This window comes from Haloterrigena salina JCM 13891 (assembly GCF_000337495.1).
GTDB lineage: Archaea > Halobacteriota > Halobacteria > Halobacteriales > Natrialbaceae > Haloterrigena > Haloterrigena salina.
The window spans coordinates 32,110-52,608 of the sequence record NZ_AOIS01000012.1 but is presented as its reverse complement, the minus strand read 5'-3'; the positions used below and the strand labels follow the sequence as shown (position 1 = coordinate 52,608).

Sequence of the window (20,499 nt, the reverse complement as noted above, 5' to 3'; positions counted from 1 at the left end):
ACCGGCATCACAGTGGGGATCGGGGGGAAAGACATCGATCATCGCCACGCGCGACGATCACCAATCCCCGCTGCCGACGCGCGTACACCCTTTAGTTTAGTACCTATTTGCGCTTCGAGTCCGCTCGCGTAGTGATCAGCGTACTCGAGGAGAGTGATGAGAGGAAGCGGTCCGTTACCGCGGCAACAGGGAATCGCCACATCCTCCCCAGCCGATTCGCTCCCGTCGATCACCTGCACTGGTCGCCGAACGGCTGCCGTACCCGGCTCGGAGACTAATTCAGGCCGGCGATACAACCACCTCGAGGCCTAGCTTCCGATATGGACGACACGGCCGTCGACACTATTGCGTACGACGATGTGATCGCTGGCGTCGACTCATTCGCCGAGCACGCGCAACGGCGCGCCGAGACCGAGCGCGAGGCCGTCGAGTGGGCGATCGACGAACTCGAGTCGATCGTCGACGAGCGGGGCGTCGACCTCGAGCCGCTGCTCGAGTACGGTCGCCGCAGTCAGGAGAGCCTCCCCGATCGCCACCGGCGGGCCTACGAGGCGATGGCCGATGTGTTCGACGTCGATCCGGCGGTCTACGAGGTGTACGTCTTCGCCTACTCCGAGTTGTGCGAGGAACTTGCCGAGGGGGAGGGCCGCTCGGAGAAGAATCCGAAAGGGGTCGGAAACGGAATCGGGGAGGGGTGTACGAACGCGCTCGTCGCGCCGCTGACGGTCGATCCGGAGTCGACGACCGACGCGGGGCCGGACGCCGCCACCGGCGGCCCGCTGGTGCTCAAGAACCGCGACATCGCGGGTCGAGGAGCCCGGCCGAAGTCGGTCGTCGAACAGCCGCCGATCGACGACTACTACGGCATCCTGACGATCGACACCTGCGGGACGGTCGCGATGTTCAAGGGGGTCAACGATCAGGGGCTGGTCGCCGCGAACACGTACATCGACTGCGAAGGCGAGGGCGAGGACGTCTCGCCCGAGACCCAACTGCGAAACGGCACCGTCATCCGGATGATCCTCGAGGAGTGTGCGACCGCCGAAGAGGCTCGCGAGTTCCTCGAGTCCCGGCCCACGCGTCGTTTGATGGGCCAGACGCTGTTTCTGGCCGACGACACCGACGCCGTTCTGCTCGAGATCGACCCCGCGACCGAGCAGATATTCGTCGACGACGGTTCCGTGGTGACGCGAACGAACCACTTCGTCCGCTCGGAGTCGACCGAGGCCGAGAGTTCGACGAAACGCCGGCAGCGCGCCCTCGAGTTGCTCGAGGGCGACGAGCGCCTCGATCGGGACGATCTCTGGGCGATCGCGCGCGACCACGCGAACGGGCCGGGCGACGACTCGATCTGTCGCCACCCCGAGCCGGAGACGGACGAACCCCACGCCTTCGGGCAGCTGACGACCGCGAGCGCGGCCGTCTTCGAGGGCGGCTCGCCCGAGATCGAGGTCGCGGCGGGCAACCCCTGCGAGACCGATCGGACCCGCTGTGCGTTCGGCGACGAGGTGCCGACGGATCTCCGGACCGGCCAGCGATGGCTCGATCGCTTGCATTGAGCGGCCCCCGCTGCGCGTTCGATAGGTCAGCTCCGAGTTCTGGTTTCGGCCACTCTCTTGATTCGAGACAACAGTAGAGGGATGCTGTTGTGCGAAAACAGGAACCTGATCGGTTCCGCTGAATTCTGATTGCCCGAACCGATTACATACCGGAACGTACTGCTATTACGAACGTTCATCTAAGTCAACTAAAACGTTCACGCATGGGTTCCCTTCCGAACGGCCATGCGCGTCGACTGGATCGCCGATCGTTCGTTTCGCTGCTCGGTGCGACGACCGGGACGCTCGCGATCTCCGGGTCGTCGAGCGCTCGAGGCACCGGTTCTACAGATGCGGACGCGGACGAGGGCCTCGAAGCGCTCTCGTTCTATTCGACGGCCGCCCAGATCAGCGCCGAGTACGGCGAACTGACCGACGAGAACTACGTCGTCGCGTGGGCCTCCGAAGACGCGTACGTGACGACGACCAGCGGCGGCACCGACGAGTCCGACGTCGTCTCCTACGAGGACGGGCGCATTCCGCTGATCACGCAGGACGAGAACGTGCTGGGGATCGGTAGCGCCGGTTTCCTCAGCGACGAGCGCGGCGGGTTCGACGTCGGCAACGAGGAGTTCGTGCTCGAGGTCTGGGACGAACTGATGGGGCCCGACAGCACGGTGCTGTGGGACGAGAGCCACCGCCAGTACTGGGACCTCTCGAGTCACACCGTCTTCCGTCGCTACGCCGAGGACAACGGCTACGACCTGCGCCCGCTCGAGGAGTTCGACACCGACGGGCCGACCCTCGAGTTCTACTCGACGGCGAGTCAGGTCTCGCCCGACGACGACGCGCTCACGGAAGACCGCGTGGCGGCCGCGGACGCACTCGAGGTGCTCGCGTGGGCCGAACCGACGGCGACGAACGTCGATCGGTCGGACGCCGAACCGTACCGCTACGCCGACGACGAGCGGATTCCGCTGATCACGCGCGACGACCGCACGGTCGGGCTCGGCGCACCGCTCGCGGCAGACGACAGCGATCACGACGAGAACCGCGCGTTCCTCCTGGGCGTCTGGGACGATGTCGTCGACGGCGAGACGGTCTACTGGGACGAGAGCCACGACCAGTACTACGGGAGCTCGCGGTTCGAGACGTTTATCGCCGACGCCGAGCGCGAGGGGTACGCCGTCGAGGCCACCGACGACCTGCTGGCGCTCCTCGAGGGCTCGATGAGCGGATCGAGCGGTGCCGACGCCGCGGACGCCGACGCGGTCGTGATCACGACGCCCGCCGAGCCGTTCACCGACGGCGAACTCGCGGCCCTCGAGGCGTTCGTCGCCGACGGCGGGGCCGTCTTCCTCCACGACCAGTCGGACTTCGGCGGTCACGCCGAGACGGCTCACCTGAACGCGATCGCCGAGCGGCTGGACCTCGGCTTCCGGTTCAACGACGACCAGGTCGAGGACGGGACCTCGGGCTGGGACGACTACGTCTTCGAGACGAGCGATTTCGACCGGTCGTACCTCGGCGAGGCGGAGACTGCGGTCGGTCTCGCGGACGCCGACGGCCTCGTCGTCACGACGCCGGACCGGGCGTTCACCGATGCCGAACTCGAGACGCTCGAGTCGTTCGTCGCCGACGGCGGCGCCCTCTTCCTGTTCGACCAGTCCGACTTCGGCGGCAACGATCGGACCGGAAACTTGAACGAAATCGCCGAGCGGCTGGACCTCGCGTTCCGGTTCAACGGCGGCCAGGTCGAGGACGAGGTCCACAACGCCGGACCGGAGTACGTTCCGCTCGCAACCGACTTCTCGCCCGAGTTCGACTACTTCGGCGGCCGGGACGGCGTCGATATCGAGTTCGAGCGCGACGGCGAGTACTACGGTCGAGTCGTCCGCGTGTTCGACGGCGACACCGTCGAGGTCGAGTTCGACACCGAGTACGGCTACCGCGAGGTCGTGCGCAACGTCGGCGTCGACACCGCGGAGACGCCACCAACGGAGGTGACTCCCGAAGAGTGGTTCGGAATCCCCGACGACGCCGACGACCACCTGCACGACTGGGGCGAGCGGGCGGCCGAGTTCGCCCTCGAGCGACTCGCTCCCGAGGGCGCCGCGGTCGACGAGTCCGACCTCGAGGGGCGCCACGTGAAGGTCACATTCGACGAGGCCGAACCACTGCGGGGCAACTACGGGCGCCTGCTGGGCTTCGTCCACTACGATCCCGACGCGTTCGAAGCCGACTTCGAGAACGGTTCCTTCTCGACGAACCACAACCGGGAGATCGTCGCCGAGGGGTACGCCCGCGTCTACTCCTCGGGCTTTGCGGCCCACGACGAGTTCGCCGCGCTCGAGGAGGACGCCCTCGCTGCGGGCCGGGGAGTCTGGTCGGCGGCCGATTTCGACGCGCTCGGCGAAATTCGGAACGAGCCGGTCGAGGACCTGTACCTCCCGTCAGCCCGGAGCGTCCGCAGCGCCCGCGGCCGAAACGGCGGTCGACTCGAGGACGACCGCGTCGCGGTCGCGGCCGAGCCGAGCGCCGAACAGCGCCTCGAGACCGGCGGGATCGCGTACGACGACGGTTCGGAAATCCCGCTGGTCGGCGTCGACGAACGTCGCCGCGTCGCGCTGGTCGGCGGAATCCCGATCCACGAGGATTACGAGGCCGACGCGGCGTTCGGCGTCGACACGAGCGGCTACGGTAACTTCCCGTTCCTGACGAACTTGATCGACGCCCTCTCCGCGAGCGACGCCGACGGCGACGTTCTCATCGTCGGCGGCCAGGGTCAGTTCAACGCCGCGGGCTCGATCTCGCTCGAGGACTGCATGTACTACCAGCGGTACCTCGAGGGGGTCGGTCTCCGACTGCGACAGATAAACGATCTCGCGGCGACGCTGCCCGCCGAGATGGAGACGGAGCTACCGCGGGCCGTGTTGCTCAGCGCGCCCGCCCGGGAGCTCGAGATCGGCGAACTCCTCGCCCTTCGCAGGTACCGAAAGGCCGGCGGCGCCGTCGTCCTGCTCGGTAGCGCCGCGGCCGCCGCCGAGCACGCGCGCCACCTCAACGCCGTCGCCGCGAAGCTCCGGACGGACCTCCGGTTCAACGCGGACGCAGTCGTCGACGAAGAGCGACACCTCGGAGACGACCCGACGGTCCTCGAGACGACCGCGTTCGACGACTCGCTCCCGCTGTTCGACGCGTACGACCCCTCGAGGGACTGGACCGACGAGAAGGGGGGTGGAGACGCTCCCGGAAACAGCGGCCACGCGCCGGGTCATCGCGGGAACGGACCTGGTAACAGCCCCAACGCGCCGGGCCACGGGAATCACAGCGGTCGCGGGCGTCGCAAGAAGGGGCGCGGACGATCCGGCTCAGGATCGTGGTTCTGATCGCAGACCGCTAACTCCGACCGCGGTCACGGTCGAGAGCCGCTTCGGCTCCGCGTCCGCTCGACGCGGCGCTCCCTCAGGCGCGAACCCGACGCCGCTCGAGGTCGGCCTCGAGTCCCCGTGCGGCCTCGAGCCGCAGTTTCTTCGCCCGGCGTTTCGAGAGCCGCTCGTCGGGCAGTCGGCCGGCCAGCGGGTCGTACGCCGACGGCGTGAACCCGAGGTTCTGCAGATAGTTCCGGACGCTCGCGTCCTCGAGGCCGTCGTGGATCGCGGCGTCGGTGACGGTTTCGACGGTGTCGAACGACGGGAGGGTCACCGAACCCTCGTTGTCGCCGTGGGTGTCGGTCGGGTCGCCGTCGCCGATCGCGGTCCCGCGGGCGTCGGCGCGGCTAACGAGCGAGCGGACCGTCTCGGCGAGGCGCAGCACCTGACTCGGCAGGGCCGCGTCGGGCGAGCGCCACTCGACGGTCGGCATCGCCTGCCGCAGTCGGACCGGCGTCCAGACCGCGTCGTAGGGATCGAACGCCTCGTCGAACGCGTCGGGATCGACGCCGCGCTCGAGCGCGCGCTCGCGGAAGCAGTCGTAGGCGTTCTCGAGTTCTTCCTCCCACTCGGCAGCGCTGTCGACGTAGGGCCAGAGCTGGCCCTGGTCGGGACAGGGCTCGTAACACGAGCGCCGATAGAGGAACGGCCGGGCGCACTCGAGAATGTGCTCGCCGCGGTAGTGCGAGGAACTGTTCACGAGCGCGAAGGCGGGATCGAGCGCCGTCAGCATATTCAACTGGTCGGCGACGTTCGATTGCTCGAAGTGTATGTGCGTGCCCGCACAGACTCGCGCGTCGTCGAACGCCGGGCCGACGATCCGCCGCTGGAGGTCGGTCCCCCGCTTGTCGCGGTAGGGGATCTCCGACGGGGCGGCGTGCAGCGGCGTCGCCAGCGGGACGAGTCGCTTGTCCCGTTCGCGGGCCGCGTCGACGATTTCCCCGATCAGACCGAGGAACTCCTCGCGGAGCTCGGCCATCGACGAGCAGGGCGTCGTCTTGATCTCGAGCATCGGTTCGACGAACTCTGGATCGATCTGTTCGGAGTAGTCGAGCAGTGATCCGGGTGAAACCAGGTCGCCGTCGTCGTCGATAACCCAGTACTCCACCTCGAGGCTTGTGTTCATGGATGTCTCCGTTAGGCTGCGGTATCGAGTGGCCCTCGAGCAAGCCGTCACCGGGCCACGGTTGATGGACGGCGCCGACGGCCGCGGGGGGACGGGGTCGCGGGCCGGCGCCGGGTGGTTCTGTTCCGTACTGTCAGGATTGACCGGTTTTGCTTGAACCGGTTGAGCCTGCGCACGCCAGGGCGATATTAGTGAGTACAGGCCGCTCATCGCAAAAATACGGACGGTTCGGTGAGAGGGTTTGTCCGCTCGAGCGATACGTCGATCGCGGATCGGCGGGTGCGGGTCGACCGTCGGGGCGACCGTCCGCTCGCCGTTCGATCGCCGCGCCCGGTAACACGCGTGTTACGTAGTTGGCCCGGCGTCTCTGCGGGGTTCATACGGCTGCGGTAACATTCTGTAACCACATGAGCGACGAGACGACTGCGGACGAACCCGAACGGAACGCATCTGTGATCGTCGTCGGCGGCGGTGTCGCCGGCCTGAGTGCCGCGCTCTTCACCGCGAAGAACGGCCTCGAGACGACGGTGTTCGACACGGACGAGACCTGGATGCACAAGGCGCACCTGTTCAACTACCTGGGGATCGGCTCGGTCGGCGGCAGCGAGTTCATGGCGACGGCCCGCCAGCAGGTCGACGACTTCGGCGCGGACCGCCGGCAGGGTGAGGAAGTGACTGCGGTCCGCGAGTCCGGCGACGGTTTCGCCGTCGAAACCGACGAGGGCGAGTACGAATCCGATTACGTCGTCCTCGCGACGGGCGCCAACCGCGACCTCGCGGAGGAACTGGGCGTCGACTTCGCCGAGGACGGCACCGTCGACGTCGGCGTCGAGATGGAGACCAGCGTCGAGGGCGCCTACGCGACGGGCGCGATGGTCCGCCCCGAGGAGTGGCAGGCCGCCATCGCCGTCGGCGACGGCGCCGCCGCAGCACTCAACATCCTCTCGAGCGAACGGGGAGAACACTACCACGACTTCGACGTTCCCGCGGACGCCGAGCGCGTCTTCGGCGAACTGGTCGCGGAGTAACACCCATGTCACAGGATCACCCCAACCCAGTCACGCCCGAACTGCCCGACAGCCCCGTCCACACGACCGGAACCGACCACATCACCATCTGGGGGAGCAATGAGGCCGACACGATCGAGTTCTACCGCGACCTGCTGGGCATGCCCCTCGTGCTCCGCCAGCCGAACCTCGACGACCCCTCGCAGACCCACCTGTTCTTCGACACCGGAGACGGGCGCATCCTCACCTTCTTCGTCAGCGACGACCGGCCCTCCGCCCGCGGCCAGCGGGCCGGCGTCGGCGCCGTCCACCACCTCTGTTTCAGCGTCGACCCCGACGAGTACGAGGACACGATGCAGGCGCTCGAGGACGCGGGCCACGGCTACAACGTCTTCGACCGAGGTATCTTCCACTCGATCTACACCCGCGACAACAACGGCCTCGTGATCGAGCTCTCGACGGACAAGTACGAGATTCCCGACGACCGCCGCGGCGAGGTCTTAGCGAAGGCCCAGGAACTCCGCGAGGCGGACGGCGCCGACTACGCCAAGGACGAACACCTCCGCGGGGCGATCGAGGCGCTCGGCCTCGAGGTCGTCGAACACGACCTGCCCGACGCCGACGCCGGCGTCGGTGGTGTCGAATGAGCGCCGGCGACGGCGCCGACGGCCCTCACCAGGGCCAGCCCCTCGTGACGGGCGGCACCGCCCTCGAGGACGCCGAGGCCGCGATCGTCCTCACCCACGGCCGCGGCGCGACCGCCCAGGGGATGGTCCAGATGGCGAACGAAGTGGGTCGGGAGGGCGTCGCCTTCCTCGCGCCGCAGGCGGCCCGGAAGACGTGGTACCCCAACTCCTTCCTCGAACCCGTCGAGCGCAACGAGCCCGGACGAACCTCGGGCCTGCGGGCGATCAGCGACGCGATTTCCGAGGCCACCGACGCCGGCATTCCGACCGAGCGCATCATGTTGATGGGCTTCTCGCAGGGGGCCTGCCTCGCCAGCGAGTTCGTCGCCCGCAACCCGCGGCGGTACGGCGGCCTCGTCGCTCTGAGCGGCGGCCTCATCGGCGCGGACGTCGACCCCGACGACTACCTCGCCGACGATCCGGACCTCGAGGCGACACCCGCCTTCCTCGGCTGCAGCGACGTCGACCCCCACATTCCCGAGGAGCGCGTCCACGAGACGGCCGACGTCCTCGAGTCCATGAACGCCGCCGTCACCAAACGGCTCTACGAGGGCATGAGTCACGGCGTCAACGAGGACGAACTCGAGTTCGTCTCCGGAATGGTCGCGGACCTCGTCGATAACTGACGCTCGGCCGCCGCCGCCGTTCTCCGCGACGTTTCGCCGCGAGTGATACTCACTCCCGCCGTGACTGGCGCTTATCCTCCTCAACGGCGTAGGACCACTATGGCACCGAACGGCGCGGACCGGCGCGGTGCGAAGCGGCGGACGGTCCTGTCGGCAGTGGCCGGCGCGGTCGCGACCGTCTCCGTCGCCGGCTGTCTGGGCGGCGCGGATTCGGAAAAGGAAGACCCCGAGCCCGGACTCGATCAGGCGACGGCGGTCGAGGGCGACACCGACCCCGAGGCGTGGCGCGACGTCGAGTCGCTCCGGTTCGACGGCTACGTCGGGGGATGGCTCGGCCTCGAGCCGAGCGCGATCGAGGGGGTCGAGAACCCGACGCTCGTCCTCGTCGAGGGCCGCGAGTACGAGGTCACCTGGGAGAACAAGGACGGCATCCACCACAACTTCGCGTTCTGGGACGACGAGCGGGAGGTCGTCGAGGACTACTCGACCGACGGCACCGACGTCGAGGGCGAGCGCGAGACGCTCGTCTTCGAGGCGACCCCAGAGATGGACACCTACCGTTGCGAGTACCAGCCGGCGGGACAGAAGGGGCCCGTCGAACTCATCTGACCCCTCGAGGGGGCGCTCACCGGACGAGGGTGACTGAGACGGGGGCGCGCCGGACGATCCGTTCGGCGACGCTGCCCAGCAGGATTCGAGAGACGCCCTGTCGGCCGTGGCTGCCGACGAGGATGTGATCGACGTCGTTTTCCTCCGCGTACTCGACGACCTCTCGAGCGGGATCACCGGAGGCGACGTCCATCTGGAAATCGACGCCGCTCGTATCGACGAGTTCCATCAGGTCCTCGCGCAGTCTCGCGGCGGCTTCCTCCTCGCGGTCGTCGAGCAAGTCCTGAATGGCCCTGATGCTCGCTTCCGTGTAGCCGTCCGCGAACTCGACGACGCGCAACAGGATGATCTCCTCGTCGGCGTACTCGTCGAACGCGTATTCTACTGCCTTCTGTGCGGGCGCGGAGCCGTCGTATGCGACGAGGACTTTCATGGTTGCAAATAGCGCGTCCGCTGATATAAACCCGTCCGCTGGGCCCCGGGGATCGGACTCGGCGTCTCGGCGCCCGCTCGAGCGACCGTCGGCCGTCGCCGCCGAACGGGCCGATCGATCGAAGGGAGCGCTCAGTACCTGAAGAGCGGAACGAACTCGAACAGCACGAACGCCCCGACCGTCGCGACGAGCGGGACGACGTTCTGCATCACGACGACCCGGGCCGTCGTCGAGGGATCGAACAGCGACGCCGCTTCCGGCGCGTCGGCGGCTTCCTGCGTGCTGGACGCCGGCGAATCGTGCTCCCCGTCGGCGTGCTGGCCGCCGACGGCGGTCGGCGCGTCCTCGCTGCGGGAGACGTCGGAGAGCGTCGGCGTCCGGGACGCCCGTCCCCACCCCAGTCCGACGATGCTCATCGTCGCCACGATGACGAAACTCGCGGGAATGCCGACCGCCGAGAGGCTCACGACGATTGCCGAACTGATGACGGCGACGACGATCGCCGCCGGCAGCGGCAGCGCCGTGATGTCGTTGCCAAGCGTCTCGAGGGTCCGCCGGGCGATCGTGAACGCGCCGACGGCGACGGCGGCCGAACCGAGCAGGAGCAGCGGATCGAGCTCCAGCTCGCCGGTCGCGTACAACGGCGCGACGGCGTTGGCGATGTTACTCGTTCCCGATGCGTAGGCCATCAGACAGCCGACGGCGACGACGGCGATCGCACCCGATAGCTCGCGCCGTCCGTCGGTCGATTCGACGACGGGTTGCGGCGTGATTCCCGACGAAACCACCCGTACGAGCGGTCGCTCTCGCCGACCTTCCTCGAGCGCGAGCCACGCCCGCAGCCGCGGATACCAGTACCGGCCGACGACGGCTGCGACCCAGAAGCCGACGACCGGCGCGACGAGCCACCACGTGACGATCTCGCTCAGCACTGAGCGATCGAGTTCCCCGGCCGCAAATCCCAGCGCGGCGACCGCGCCGACGGCGGTCATCGACGTCGAGGTGGGGACGCCCGCGTAGTTGCCCAGGAACAACGCCCCGCCGATCACCAGCAGGACGGCGGCGCTCGAGCGAAGCGTGAAGACCGACTGATCCCGAAGAAGATCGCCCGCGAGCGTATGGACGACTTCCGGACCGACGGTCAGGGCCCCGAGCGCGAAACAAACGGACATGAGCGCCGCCGCGACGCCCTTCCCGATCACGTCGGCGCCGACGGCGGGCCCGAACGCCGGCCCGGTCGTCGAGCCGCCGATGTTGTAGCCGACGAAGAGCGCGACGAGAACGCCGACGCCGAGCAACAGCGCAGACATCAGTGTATTGTCCGTCGATACGTTATGCGAAATATTTGTGGATTATGGATGTGACAGAGTCTCCCCAACGCTGTCATACCGCTCTCTGTTCACAGGTTCGAAGCGTCCGTCGCAGGCGCAAAACCGTCGATAAAAACTACCGAAGGCGCACGGCGCTTTCGAACCCTCGCTTGCGCCGTCGTGCGCGAGAAGGCCGCTTACTCACTGCGTTTGCTCGCGGTCCTACTGTTCGAATCCGTCCTCGAACCGGAACGTCCCGTCGCGCTGCACCACTTCTCCGTCCACTTCGATGACCGAATCCTCGCTCATGTCGACGATCATGTCGACGTGGACCGCCGAATCGTTGGCCTCGTTGCCCTCGCCGACGGTGTCGTCGTAGGCCCGGCCGACCGCCATGTGGACCGTATCGCCCATCTTCTCGTCGAACAGCATGTTGTAGGTGAACTGATCGATGTCGCGGTTCATGCCGATGCCCAGTTCGCCGAGTCGGCGCGCGCCGTCGTCCGTGTTGAGGACTTCCGTGAGGACCTCTTCGTTCTTCGCCGCCGAGTGATCGACGACCTCGCCACCCTCGAACTCGAGGTAGACGTCCGTGATCTCCCGGCCCTGATGATAGAGGGGCATGTCGAACAGCACCTCGCCCTCGACGCTGTCGGGTTGGGGCGCGGTGAAGACCTCGCCGCCGGGCAGGTTGTGCTCGCCGTGGTCGTTGAGCGTCGGGTTGCCGGCGATCGACATCGTGACGTCGGTCGTGTCGCCGCTTTTGATCCGGATCTCCTCGGCGGGATCCATGATCTCGACCATGTTCTCCTGGTGTTCGCGCTGTTCCTCCCAGTCCTTGTTGACGGCGTCCCAAACGAAGTTCTCGTAGCCCTCCGTGCTCATCTCGGCCAGTTGGGCGTTGGCCGGCGCAGGATACTGCGTGAGACACCAGCGCTTCGAGAGGCGTTCCTCCAGGATCGGGCGGTGGGCCTGCTGGTAGGCCGCCTGCGTCTCGGGGTCGACGTCACTGGTCTGGGTGACGTTGTCCGAGGCACGGATGGCGATGTAGACGTCCGTGTTCCGGATGAGCGCGAGTTCGTGCTCGGGCGTGTCGAAGTCCTCGTCGGCAGCCCGCAAAAAGGCCCGCCGCTGGCGCTCGCCCGTGCGTTGGCTGACCGTCACCGGGTTCGCACCCCGATCGCCAATGACCTCGTGGAGGGCGACGACCAGGTCCTCGGCGATGGGGTGGGCGTCGACGACGACGTTGTCGCCTTCCTGCAGATCGACCGAGTGGTTCGCGATGACCTCGGCGTGCTCGCGGATACGTGGGTCCATATGACAGACGTCTGGGACCGCGGGGATACCGTTTTCGCATCGACACCCGGTTCCGGGGTCGCCGCGTTCCGACTAGTCCCGGTTCGAGAGGGAGATCCCGAGGTAGATCGCCGCGATCGCACAACCCACGCCGCCGCCGAACGCGAGCGCGAACGGCGACTCGAGGCTGACCTCGCCGTCCTCGTCGACTGAAAACCAGAAATACAATTAGTCGAGTTGACCGTCTCATCCCCGAACGCGGTTTATCTGTAGCCGTCGGCGTTCACGAGATCAGTTTACCCGCAATCTCTCAGGGAATGTTCTTATGAGAAATAGAAGTCTATCGTTCCGATTGGGGGATAAACATCAAGCCATTAGTAGAAACGTTGCGGATAGCGATAAATTCGGACACGATTACGCAACTGCGAAGATGGTGCAGTCCATTGAATCCGTGGTTCGTTCGAGTTTTTCACCTGATCAATTGGAGTAGTAGCCGTGATCCCGATACGAGCACTCCGAGTAGGGAGATACCGATCAAGACCAAAAATATCCGCATCGAGGGATCGTCCAAATAGCCATATGTGCCTATCATCCCACAAAGAGCGAACAAGCCGGTCTCCAGCAGCCGTGATTGTAACGGAGTGAAGTCAATCATTAAATTCTGTCATGGAATTCTGGCAGTAATAGATTACGCAGTCTTTTACTGAGATTAAATATCGTAAGCTGGAACTGGCATTACTACCGTCCAATAAATCTCGATTTCTACGCCGCACCCATTATTTTAGTATATTAATCTATATAATATTCGGGAGCTGTACTAATTGCAGTAGTCACCGGCACCGATACCGCTCTAGCACCGTCAAAGAAATTATCAGTTCACTGATTTCAGAAGTAGTAGCTCCTGCTGCTAGGGCCCAAACCGCATGATGAAATCGAGTCTTCGATTACCGCATTCCATCTCGGAACTCGAGGATGGTCCGTCGGACGAGCAGGTACGAGAAGAAGATCAATGCGAGGAGGATCACCACGATGGCGATGATGACGGGGTCGTCGGGGATGAAGTCGAACATACTGGAGGTATCGTGCCAGCGCGCAAAATCGTTTCGACCGCGGTCACGTGTTGGCGACGCAACCCGATTCGGGCGCGATCGTTGCGTTTGGCGACCGAAATAAACTCAAATCGACGTTTCACCTTGCGCTGACTATATTCTTCGGTGGAACGTAGTCGAGCGTGCGTCTCGGTCGCGGCCCGCGACGGCGCGATCGAGACGGATCGCCCGCGGCCCCGCTATCACCCTCCCATCCCCGACCGCTTCGATCCGACGCGGGCGATCGACGGCCGCGCCGTCGATGCCCTACTCTCTCCAGTCGCGGTTCCGACGGGACTTGGGACGCGACGGTCCCGCTGACGTGACGGTTTCTGTGGATCGCCTCCGGAGTCGGTTTCGTCTCGTACGACGCGTCGATAGCAGCCTCTCGATCGGTCCGCGACGGCTCTCGAGCAACGGGACTAGTATTCGGCGGCTTCGTGTGCACGTTCAAATAGGAAGCGGAAGCCTAACCGAGGCATGATCGCAATCGCCGGTGCGAAAGGTGGCTGTGGCAAGACGACGACGACGCTGGGCCTCGCCGAAGCGTTCGGTCGTGGCGGAACGCCCGCGCTCGCGGTCGACGCCGACCGACAGCTTCCGAACCTTCACGTCAGGGGTGGCATTGATCGCGAACCGACGCTCGCGGCGGCACGCGGAGAAGACGACGTCCTGCAGGTCGCCCAAAAGGATCCGCGGTCGTCGAACGTCGCGTTGCTCCCGGCGCCCAAATCCTCCGCGCAACTCGATACGGAGACGGCCCTCGATGGGCTGGCGCCCGACTCGGTGCAGTTGCTGATCGACTGCCCGTCGGGCGCGGGCCCCGACGTCGTCGATCCGCTCTCGGTCGCCGACGGGGTGATCGTCGTCACGACCGCGGACGACCGGAGTCTGGACGCCGCCGAGACGACCGTGGAGATGACGAACCGGCTCGGCGTCCCGGTGCTCGGCGCCATCGTCAACCGGTCGTCCGACGTGCCCGATACGGTCCGGTCGTGGGTCGATGTACCCGTACTGGGCGTCGTTTCCGAAGTCGACGACCCGCTGTCGGCCGACGACTCCCGGGCCGTCTACGACGAGATCGTGCGGACGCTCCAGACGAAGAACGCGACGGCCCGGACGCCGCCGGCGTCCGCCGACGAACTGCTGGGGACCGGCGTCGACGCCCTCGATCGCCGACTCGGCGGCGGCGTCCCGCCCGGCACCGTCGTCGCACTGACGGCCGATCCGGCGAGTCAGAGCGAACAGTTCCTCTACCAGACGACGGCCGCCCGCGGCTCGCTGTACGTCACGACGCGTCGCTCCGAACGGAACGTCGACCGCGCGATCGAGGCGTCGACGCTCGAGACGGGCACCCCGACGGTCCGCCGGATCGACGGCGAGGGAGCGGCGCCCTTCGACCGGTTCCGGGAGTTCCTCGACAAGCTTCCCGATGGCGCGAACCTGCTCGTCGACACCGCGAGCGCGCTCGAGCGACGGGACAGGGAGGCGTACGTCGCGTTCATGAACGACCTGAAAGACGGAATGGTTGAGACCGACGGCGTCGCCGTCCTCCACTGTCCGACGCGAACGGTTCCGGAAAACCGCGAGATCACGACCCACTTCGCGGATGTCGTGCTCGAACTCGAGACCGTCTCGTCCGGCGCCGACGCGGACGTCGAACACTACCTTTCGGTCCCGAAACACCGCGCCGACTGCGGCTTCTCCGAGACGATCGAACTGCGCTTCGACGGAACGTCGAACGCGATTACGGTGCCGGCCGACGGGGAACTGGCCGCCGGCTCCGATTCGGGCGTCGCCGGCGAGCATCAGGCGGACGAGTAACAAGCTGAGAGACGTCCCGACGCCACGCCGTCGCGTGGTCGTTGGTCGATCAGCGCACGCCGAGACGGCTCGAGAGCCGCCGTTCGGACCGTTCGACGGTCCGGGCGATCCCGTCGAACGCGCCGACCGCCGGACAGTCCGGATCGACATCGTCGACGGGCAGCCACCGCGACTGGGCGTCGTCGATCGTCGCTCGAGTTTCGACGATCGCGGTCGTCGCACCGAACGTCTCTTCGACGCGCCTCGCGAGATCGTCGTCCTCGTCGCGGTCGGCCAGGTTGAGGACGATCGACGCGATCGGCGTCTCCAGATCGGCCGCGACGCGTCGCGTCCGGACGGCATCGACGAGCGCGGCTTCGTCGGGCGTCGTGACGAGGACGGCGAGGTGAGCCGTCTCGAGTTGCGCCCCCACGTCCCTCGCGAGGCCGGCGGGACAGTCGATGACGACCCGGCCGTACTCCCGCTCGAGTCGTTCGACGACGCGGCCGAGCGCGGAGAGATCCGCCGCACGGGCCCCGGCCAGCGTCCGCCCGCAGGAGAGGTAGCGAACCGGTCCGAACCGTTCGACGGCCGCGACCGGGTCGGCGCGGCCGGCGAGGACATCGTGGAGGTCGGGGCCGGTTCCGGGCGGGAGGTCGGCCGTCGCGAGGTCGCCGTCGACGACGACCGCGTCGAGTTCGTACCCGAGGTTGAGCGACGTCGTCGACTTCCCCACCCCTCCCTTGCCGCCGGTTACCGCGACGATCATAGCTCCCGCGAGAGGACGTCGGTCGTCGGCGCCCACTCCTCGAGGTCGGCGAGGACGGTCTTCGACGAGGACGACTCGTCGCCGTCCGCTCGGCAAACCTCAACGATTTCGACCGGCGACTCGATCGGGGGCGCCGGACTGGCGAATCCGAGGCCGCGCGTCCGGCCCGGTTTGACCGTCCCCGTCCACTCGTCGTCGTCCCATTCGGGGGCCGCGACCGACCCCGCCCGCGGCGGCCAGATCGGTCCCTCGAGTCGACTCCGCAGGCGAACCGTCTGCGGCGTCGACCGAGTGTTGGTGACAGTCGCCCGGACCAGCGTCACGTCCTCGCGTCGCTCACACGTCGCTTCCACCTCGACCATGCCACTATTATCGCGCCCAATGACGTATAAATTACATCACCAGTACGGTGATGCGTCGCCCTTCGAACGAGGGAGTAGCGGAATCTCTGGCGCCGACTCGCATCGCCGGCGACCGGCGCGATACCGATCCAGCCGCCGTTCGCGACCGTTCCGGCTCGCTGAATCGCTACGGAAATCTGCATAAAACTCTCTTTCGAGTTAAAATCGGTCGAGAAGCCTCGAAACGGTTATCCCCCTCGGTAGTGGACTCCCGGGTACATGATCCAGGTCGCGATCAACGGCTACGGCACGATCGGCAAACGCGTCGCGGACGCCGTCCGCGAACAGCCCGATATGGAGGTTCGCGGCGTCGCCAAAACGCGTCCCAACTTCGAGGCCGAGACGGCCGTCGACAAGGGATTCCCGCTCTACGCCGCCGTCGAAGAACGAGCCGATCGGTTCGAGGAAGCCGGCCTCGAGATCGCCGGTCCCGTCGAAGACCTCGTCGACGCGGCCGACGTCGTCGTCGACGCTACGCCCTCCGGCATCGGCGCCGAGAACAAGTCGATGTACGAGGAGTACGACACGCCCGCGCTCTACCAAGGCGGCGAGGACGCCGACCTCGTCGACACTAGCTTCAACGCTCGTTCGAACTTCGAGGACGCGACCGGGGCCGATCACGTCCGCGTCGTCTCCTGTAACACGACCGGCCTCTCCCGCGTGATCGCGCCCCTGCGGGAGGCCTACGGCGTCGAGAAGGTCCGCGCGACGCTCGTCCGGCGGGGCGGCGACCCCGGCCAGACCTCCCGCGGCCCGATCAACGACATCCTGCCGAACCCGGTCACGATCCCCTCCCACCACGGTCCCGACGTCGAGACCATCTTCGACGATCTGGACATCGACACGTTGGGCATGAAGGTGCCCGCGACGCTGATGCACATGCACAGCCTGAACGTCACCCTCGAGGAGGAAGTCGACGCGAGCGAGGTTCGCGACCTGTTCGCCGATGAGTCCCGCCTCTTCCAGATCCCCGAACGGATGGATATCGACGGCAGCGGGAAGCTCAAGGAGTACGCGCTTGACGCGGGTCGCCCGCGCGGCGACGTCTGGGAGAACTGCATCTGGGAGGAGTCGGTTTCGACGGTCGGCAACGACCTCTACCTCTTCCAGGGGATCCACCAAGAGAGCGACGTCGTCCCCGAGAACGTCGACGCGATCCGAGCGGTGCTGGGCGAAGCCGACGCGGAGGAAAGCATCCAGACGACAAACGAGACGATGGGAATCGGGCTGTAGCGGCGCTGTCGCTTCCTCGCGGCTTCGTCATCGCCGTTCGTCGGTTTCGTTCACCCCAAACAACTAGTGACGACAGAAAGTTTTTGGCCCGCGGTCCACTATCGTTTCGCATGCGCCGAGACGACCGCGACGAACCCTTCGACGACCTGTTCCGCGAGATCGAACGAATGATGAACGAAATGATGAACGGCGCGGACGCGAACGTCGACTTCTCCTCCTCGAGCGACGTCGGTAACGGCTTCGGCATGGACACCCACGTCGATATCCACGAGACCGACGACGAGCTCCGGGTCGTCGCCGATCTCCCGGGCGTCGAGAAGGACAACATCGAACTCGAGTGCGACGGGAAGACCCTGACCATCTCCGCCGAGAGCGAGCACCGCCAGTACGACGAGCGCGTCTCCCTGCCGACCCGCGTCAACGAACACACCGCTTCGGCGACCTACAACAACGGCGTCCTCGAAGTCGTCTTCGATCCCGCGGAGCAGTCTTCGGGTATCAGCCTCGAGTAATCCGGGCCGTCGCGGTCGGTTTCCCCGTTTTCACTGCCGGTCGGCAGCCGTTCGAATTGCGTCCGCGAGTCGATCGTAGAAGTCCGGTTCGTACTTCGTTTCGTCGTCGATCGTCGGCCGCGCGTTCGTTTCGTTAACCACCAGTCGGTCGTCGGTCTCGAGTAAATCGACGCCGAGGAACGGGATTTCGAGCTCCGCTGCGACCCGCTCGGCCAGCTCGCGGTACTCCTCGGGCAACTCGACGCCGGTCGCCTCCGCGCCGCGGTGGACGTTGTGTTTCCACTGGCCCTCGGCAACGGCCGCGTCGGGTAGTCGCCGCTCGACGGCGCCGACGTACTCGCCCTCGAGGACCATCACGCGGTAGTCGGTCGCGTCGGGGAGGTACTCCTGGACGAGAAACGACTGGTCGCCCGTCGCCTTGTAATCGTGGACCAATGAGAGGTAGTCGCAGATCCCGAGGAAGGAATCGAGGTCGTGAGCCTTCGCGACGCCGACGCCGCGGGTCGTCGAGTTCGGCTTGACGACCACCGGCGGATCGAACCGCTCGAAGACGGCGGTCAGTTCCGCTTCGCCGACGTCGTTCGAGACGTAGACCGACTCCGGAACCGGCAGGTCGGCCCGCTCGAGTCGCGCGATCACTTCGGCCTTGTTCCGCGAGGTCAACACCGTTTCGTGGTCGTTGAGCCACGGGATCTCGAGCAGGGCGTCGGCGACGCCGCCCTCCATGAGCCGGCCGGGGTAGACGAACCCCACGTCGTAGTCGTCGGGGTCCCACGGCGGATCGCCGAGCGCGATCGTGCGCTCGCGCACGGGCACGTGATGAACCCGTATTCCCCGCTCGGACAGCGGCTCGCGCATCCGCCGGAACGTCTGTTTCGCGTTCGCTACCGCGAGATCGATCATAGTCGGCACTCGGGAGTAGAGGGACAAAAAGGTGCTCGAGACGGGCGGACTCGAGGCCGTAACCGTGGCCGGGAGTGCGTCTCGAGCAGACGCGAGAGACGCACGACTCAGGGAAGGGTAGGCACTACCCAATTACGACCGCGAGCGACCGAAGAGAGCGAGCGGACCGACGACCGACGTGGAGAACGCTATGCGTTCGGAACGGAGGGAGGAGTGTTTTTAATCGAATTTTTGCCGAGGGCCGCCAACGGCGGCCCGCAGAGCAAAACTTCGTTCTTTAGGCGATAAGCTGCTCTTCGCCCTTCTCGACGACGACGCGACACGGCGGCGAGATCTTGTTGTAGGCGCGACGCATCGCCTCCTTGGCGAACTCGGCGTCGTCGACGTCACACCAGATGGTGAAGATGCGCTCGCCGGCGTCGATACGCGCGGCGGTGCCGACGATCTTCCCGAAGGCCTGTCGCATCCCGTCGGAAACACGGTCCGCACCCGCACCCGTCGCCTGCTTGTTCTCGCGGATGACGTGGTGGGGGAACTTCCGGAGGATCATCTTGTAGTTGTTCTCGCCGGCGCTTTTCAGCATGTGGCGATTGGCCGAGAGGCGCGAGGCCTCGAGGCTCCCGTGGCGGAGCTGAACCTCTTCCTCGGTGATGAGGCTGATCTGGACCGGGTAGTCCTCGGGATCGGCGCTGATGTCGCCCATCTTGTGCTGTGCAATCTTGGAGCCCGGGATGCCGGTGATGTACTCGCGTCGCGTGTAGGCCGGCTTGCTAATCTCCCGGTACATTGAGGCGGGTTTGTCGGACATGGTTGTGGTTACTTACGAAAACGCAGGCCTACCGTGCGGATAAAGGCTTCGAAGCACGCGCTGGATGCGGGTCCGCGGCCACGTACGTGGACGAACGGATCGGCAGTATTGGAATCCGACCAGCAGTTCGGAATCCGATGCGATCGAGTCCGTCCTCGAGGCCGGGTCGGACGACAATCGACGAGCCGGCGGCTCGGTGACGAGCGATCGGTGCACGCCCAACGCGGCACGGTCGGTGCTGAAAATCAGCGAGTCGGCACGTACGTTCCGTCGCACTTCTCGATCAGCTGCTGGCTCGAGAGCGAGTTGCAGACGCTCAGGATGTCGATCTTCCGCATGGAAAGCACCTGACCCAGTTCGTCGACCGTTGCCCCGTCAGTCGCCTCGAGGTAGAGGTAGACGAGCTTCCCCTGTGCGGAGTTGAGTTCGGTCGGTAGTTCGGTGAGTCCGGGATCGGTGTGGGTCTGTTCCATCATCGTATTTACACAATCGACGAACATCTGTATAAAGTTATTGCACACCGAGTCCATATTCGGAAAAGAGTCCTAGTGACATTATATGCCTTAGAATACGGATGTCACAGTAGCTACTGAGACGAGAAAGTCCACTCGGCGCATGTGAGCGGTTCTCTCTAGCCGAGTCAGATATTCACGAGAGGAATCACCGTACTGGAACTGGAAAATGACTGCGGGCGAACGTTGCCGGGAACGACTAGAAACAGAATAACTGTGTATCACTTTATCACAGTATTGGTAGCGAGAAATCAGGCACCTGCAGAGCGTATAAGGAATATTAATACTGGATGCCAGTAATGCGACAATGGCCGTATCGAGCCTCCCTATTCATCGATTCCGGCAGATTTCGGCTCGAGCTCTAATCTCGGTGATAGTCGAGCGAATCGAGCGAACAGCGGTCTACTG

The 20,499-nt window shown here is 65.7% G+C and carries 20 protein-coding genes; 9 read left to right on the top strand and 11 right to left on the bottom strand.

The genetic code is table 11. The features are described 5' to 3' along the window. The first annotated feature begins 320 nt into the window (after positions 1 to 320). Positions 321 to 1,559, top strand: coding sequence for a C45 family autoproteolytic acyltransferase/hydolase (locus C477_RS03000; protein ID WP_008892950.1), 1,239 nt, complete (start codon positions 321 to 323; stop codon positions 1,557 to 1,559). A gap of 203 nt (positions 1,560 to 1,762) precedes the next feature. After that, the gene (locus C477_RS02995; protein ID WP_008892949.1) at positions 1,763 to 4,927 is read left to right on the top strand and encodes a thermonuclease family protein; all 3,165 of its coding nucleotides are present in this window, start codon (positions 1,763 to 1,765) and stop codon (positions 4,925 to 4,927) included. A gap of 76 nt (positions 4,928 to 5,003) precedes the next feature. On the opposite strand, the gene C477_RS02990 is transcribed toward C477_RS02995, so the two are convergent. Further along, entirely contained in the window at positions 5,004 to 6,095 is a 1,092-nt protein-coding gene (locus C477_RS02990) for a glutamate-cysteine ligase family protein (RefSeq protein WP_008892948.1), read from the bottom strand. Positions 6,096 to 6,502: 407 nt separating this feature from the next. Here C477_RS02990 and C477_RS02985 point away from each other — a divergent pair, with 407 nt between their 5' ends. The 4 genes from C477_RS02985 to C477_RS02970 all read left to right on the top strand — a co-directional run bounded on the left by C477_RS02985 (position 6,503) and on the right by C477_RS02970 (position 9,023). Further along, positions 6,503 to 7,123: an FAD-dependent oxidoreductase gene (locus C477_RS02985; protein ID WP_008892947.1), complete on the top strand. Its 621-nt coding sequence runs from the start codon at positions 6,503 to 6,505 to the stop codon at positions 7,121 to 7,123. A 5-nt stretch (positions 7,124 to 7,128) separates the two neighbouring features. Further along, entirely contained in the window at positions 7,129 to 7,749 is a 621-nt protein-coding gene (locus C477_RS02980) for a VOC family protein (RefSeq protein ID WP_008892946.1), read from the top strand. Continuing rightward, entirely contained in the window at positions 7,746 to 8,414 is a 669-nt protein-coding gene (locus C477_RS02975) for an alpha/beta hydrolase (protein WP_008892945.1), read from the top strand. Before C477_RS02980 ends, C477_RS02975 begins: the two co-directional genes overlap by 4 nt. A gap of 99 nt (positions 8,415 to 8,513) precedes the next feature. Next, positions 8,514 to 9,023 (top strand): hypothetical protein, encoded by a 510-nt coding sequence (locus C477_RS02970; RefSeq protein ID WP_008892944.1) that lies wholly within the window; start codon positions 8,514 to 8,516, stop codon positions 9,021 to 9,023. Positions 9,024 to 9,039: 16 nt separating this feature from the next. On the opposite strand, the gene C477_RS02965 is transcribed toward C477_RS02970, so the two are convergent. The 5 genes from C477_RS02965 to C477_RS24680 form a co-directional block, all read right to left on the bottom strand. Next, positions 9,040 to 9,456: a universal stress protein gene (locus C477_RS02965; RefSeq protein WP_008892943.1), complete on the bottom strand. Its 417-nt coding sequence runs from the start codon at positions 9,454 to 9,456 to the stop codon at positions 9,040 to 9,042. Between the two features lie 131 nt (positions 9,457 to 9,587). Beyond that, complete coding sequence (locus tag C477_RS02960; protein ID WP_008892942.1) at positions 9,588 to 10,766, bottom strand: inorganic phosphate transporter; 1,179 nt, start codon at positions 10,764 to 10,766, stop codon at positions 9,588 to 9,590. A gap of 222 nt (positions 10,767 to 10,988) precedes the next feature. Beyond that, entirely contained in the window at positions 10,989 to 12,083 is a 1,095-nt protein-coding gene (locus tag C477_RS02955) for an aminopeptidase (RefSeq protein ID WP_008892941.1), read from the bottom strand. Between the two features lie 72 nt (positions 12,084 to 12,155). After that, positions 12,156 to 12,290, bottom strand: coding sequence for a hypothetical protein (locus tag C477_RS24685; RefSeq protein WP_008892940.1), 135 nt, complete (start codon positions 12,288 to 12,290; stop codon positions 12,156 to 12,158). A gap of 716 nt (positions 12,291 to 13,006) precedes the next feature. Then, positions 13,007 to 13,132 carry a DUF7859 family protein gene (locus tag C477_RS24680; RefSeq protein WP_008892939.1) on the bottom strand — a complete coding sequence of 42 codons (126 nt, stop codon included), beginning with the start codon at positions 13,130 to 13,132 and terminating at the stop codon, positions 13,007 to 13,009. 498 nt (positions 13,133 to 13,630) lie between these two features. Here C477_RS24680 and C477_RS02945 point away from each other — a divergent pair, with 498 nt between their 5' ends. Continuing rightward, positions 13,631 to 14,974, top strand: a complete 1,344-nt coding sequence (locus tag C477_RS02945) for a DUF7125 family protein (protein WP_008892938.1) — start codon at positions 13,631 to 13,633, stop codon at positions 14,972 to 14,974. A gap of 49 nt (positions 14,975 to 15,023) precedes the next feature. Here the strand turns inward: C477_RS02945 and C477_RS02940 are convergent, their stop codons facing one another. Both C477_RS02940 and C477_RS02935 read right to left on the bottom strand, forming a co-directional pair. Continuing rightward, positions 15,024 to 15,722 (bottom strand): MinD/ParA family ATP-binding protein, encoded by a 699-nt coding sequence (locus C477_RS02940; RefSeq protein ID WP_008892937.1) that lies wholly within the window; start codon positions 15,720 to 15,722, stop codon positions 15,024 to 15,026. Continuing rightward, positions 15,719 to 16,084, bottom strand: coding sequence for a DUF7857 domain-containing protein (locus C477_RS02935; RefSeq protein ID WP_008892936.1), 366 nt, complete (start codon positions 16,082 to 16,084; stop codon positions 15,719 to 15,721). Before C477_RS02935 ends, C477_RS02940 begins: the two co-directional genes overlap by 4 nt. A 258-nt stretch (positions 16,085 to 16,342) precedes the next feature. Between C477_RS02935 and C477_RS02930 the strand changes: the two genes are divergently transcribed. Together C477_RS02930 and C477_RS02925 are read left to right on the top strand one after the other, a co-directional pair. After that, positions 16,343 to 17,356, top strand: coding sequence for a type II glyceraldehyde-3-phosphate dehydrogenase (locus C477_RS02930; protein WP_008892935.1), 1,014 nt, complete (start codon positions 16,343 to 16,345; stop codon positions 17,354 to 17,356). A gap of 110 nt (positions 17,357 to 17,466) precedes the next feature. Beyond that, entirely contained in the window at positions 17,467 to 17,868 is a 402-nt protein-coding gene (locus C477_RS02925; RefSeq protein ID WP_008892934.1) for an Hsp20/alpha crystallin family protein, read from the top strand. 30 nt (positions 17,869 to 17,898) lie between these two features. Here C477_RS02925 and C477_RS02920 read toward each other — a convergent pair whose 3' ends face one another. From C477_RS02920 to C477_RS02910, 3 genes are all read right to left on the bottom strand, one after another. After that, positions 17,899 to 18,771, bottom strand: coding sequence for an ATP-grasp domain-containing protein (locus tag C477_RS02920; RefSeq protein ID WP_008892933.1), 873 nt, complete (start codon positions 18,769 to 18,771; stop codon positions 17,899 to 17,901). Positions 18,772 to 19,048: 277 nt separating this feature from the next. After that, the gene (locus tag C477_RS02915) at positions 19,049 to 19,579 is read right to left on the bottom strand and encodes a 50S ribosomal protein L16 (RefSeq protein WP_008892932.1); all 531 of its coding nucleotides are present in this window, start codon (positions 19,577 to 19,579) and stop codon (positions 19,049 to 19,051) included. Between the two features lie 245 nt (positions 19,580 to 19,824). Further along, entirely contained in the window at positions 19,825 to 20,055 is a 231-nt protein-coding gene (locus C477_RS02910; RefSeq protein WP_049914183.1) for a hypothetical protein, read from the bottom strand. Between the last annotated feature and the right edge of the window lie 444 nt (positions 20,056 to 20,499).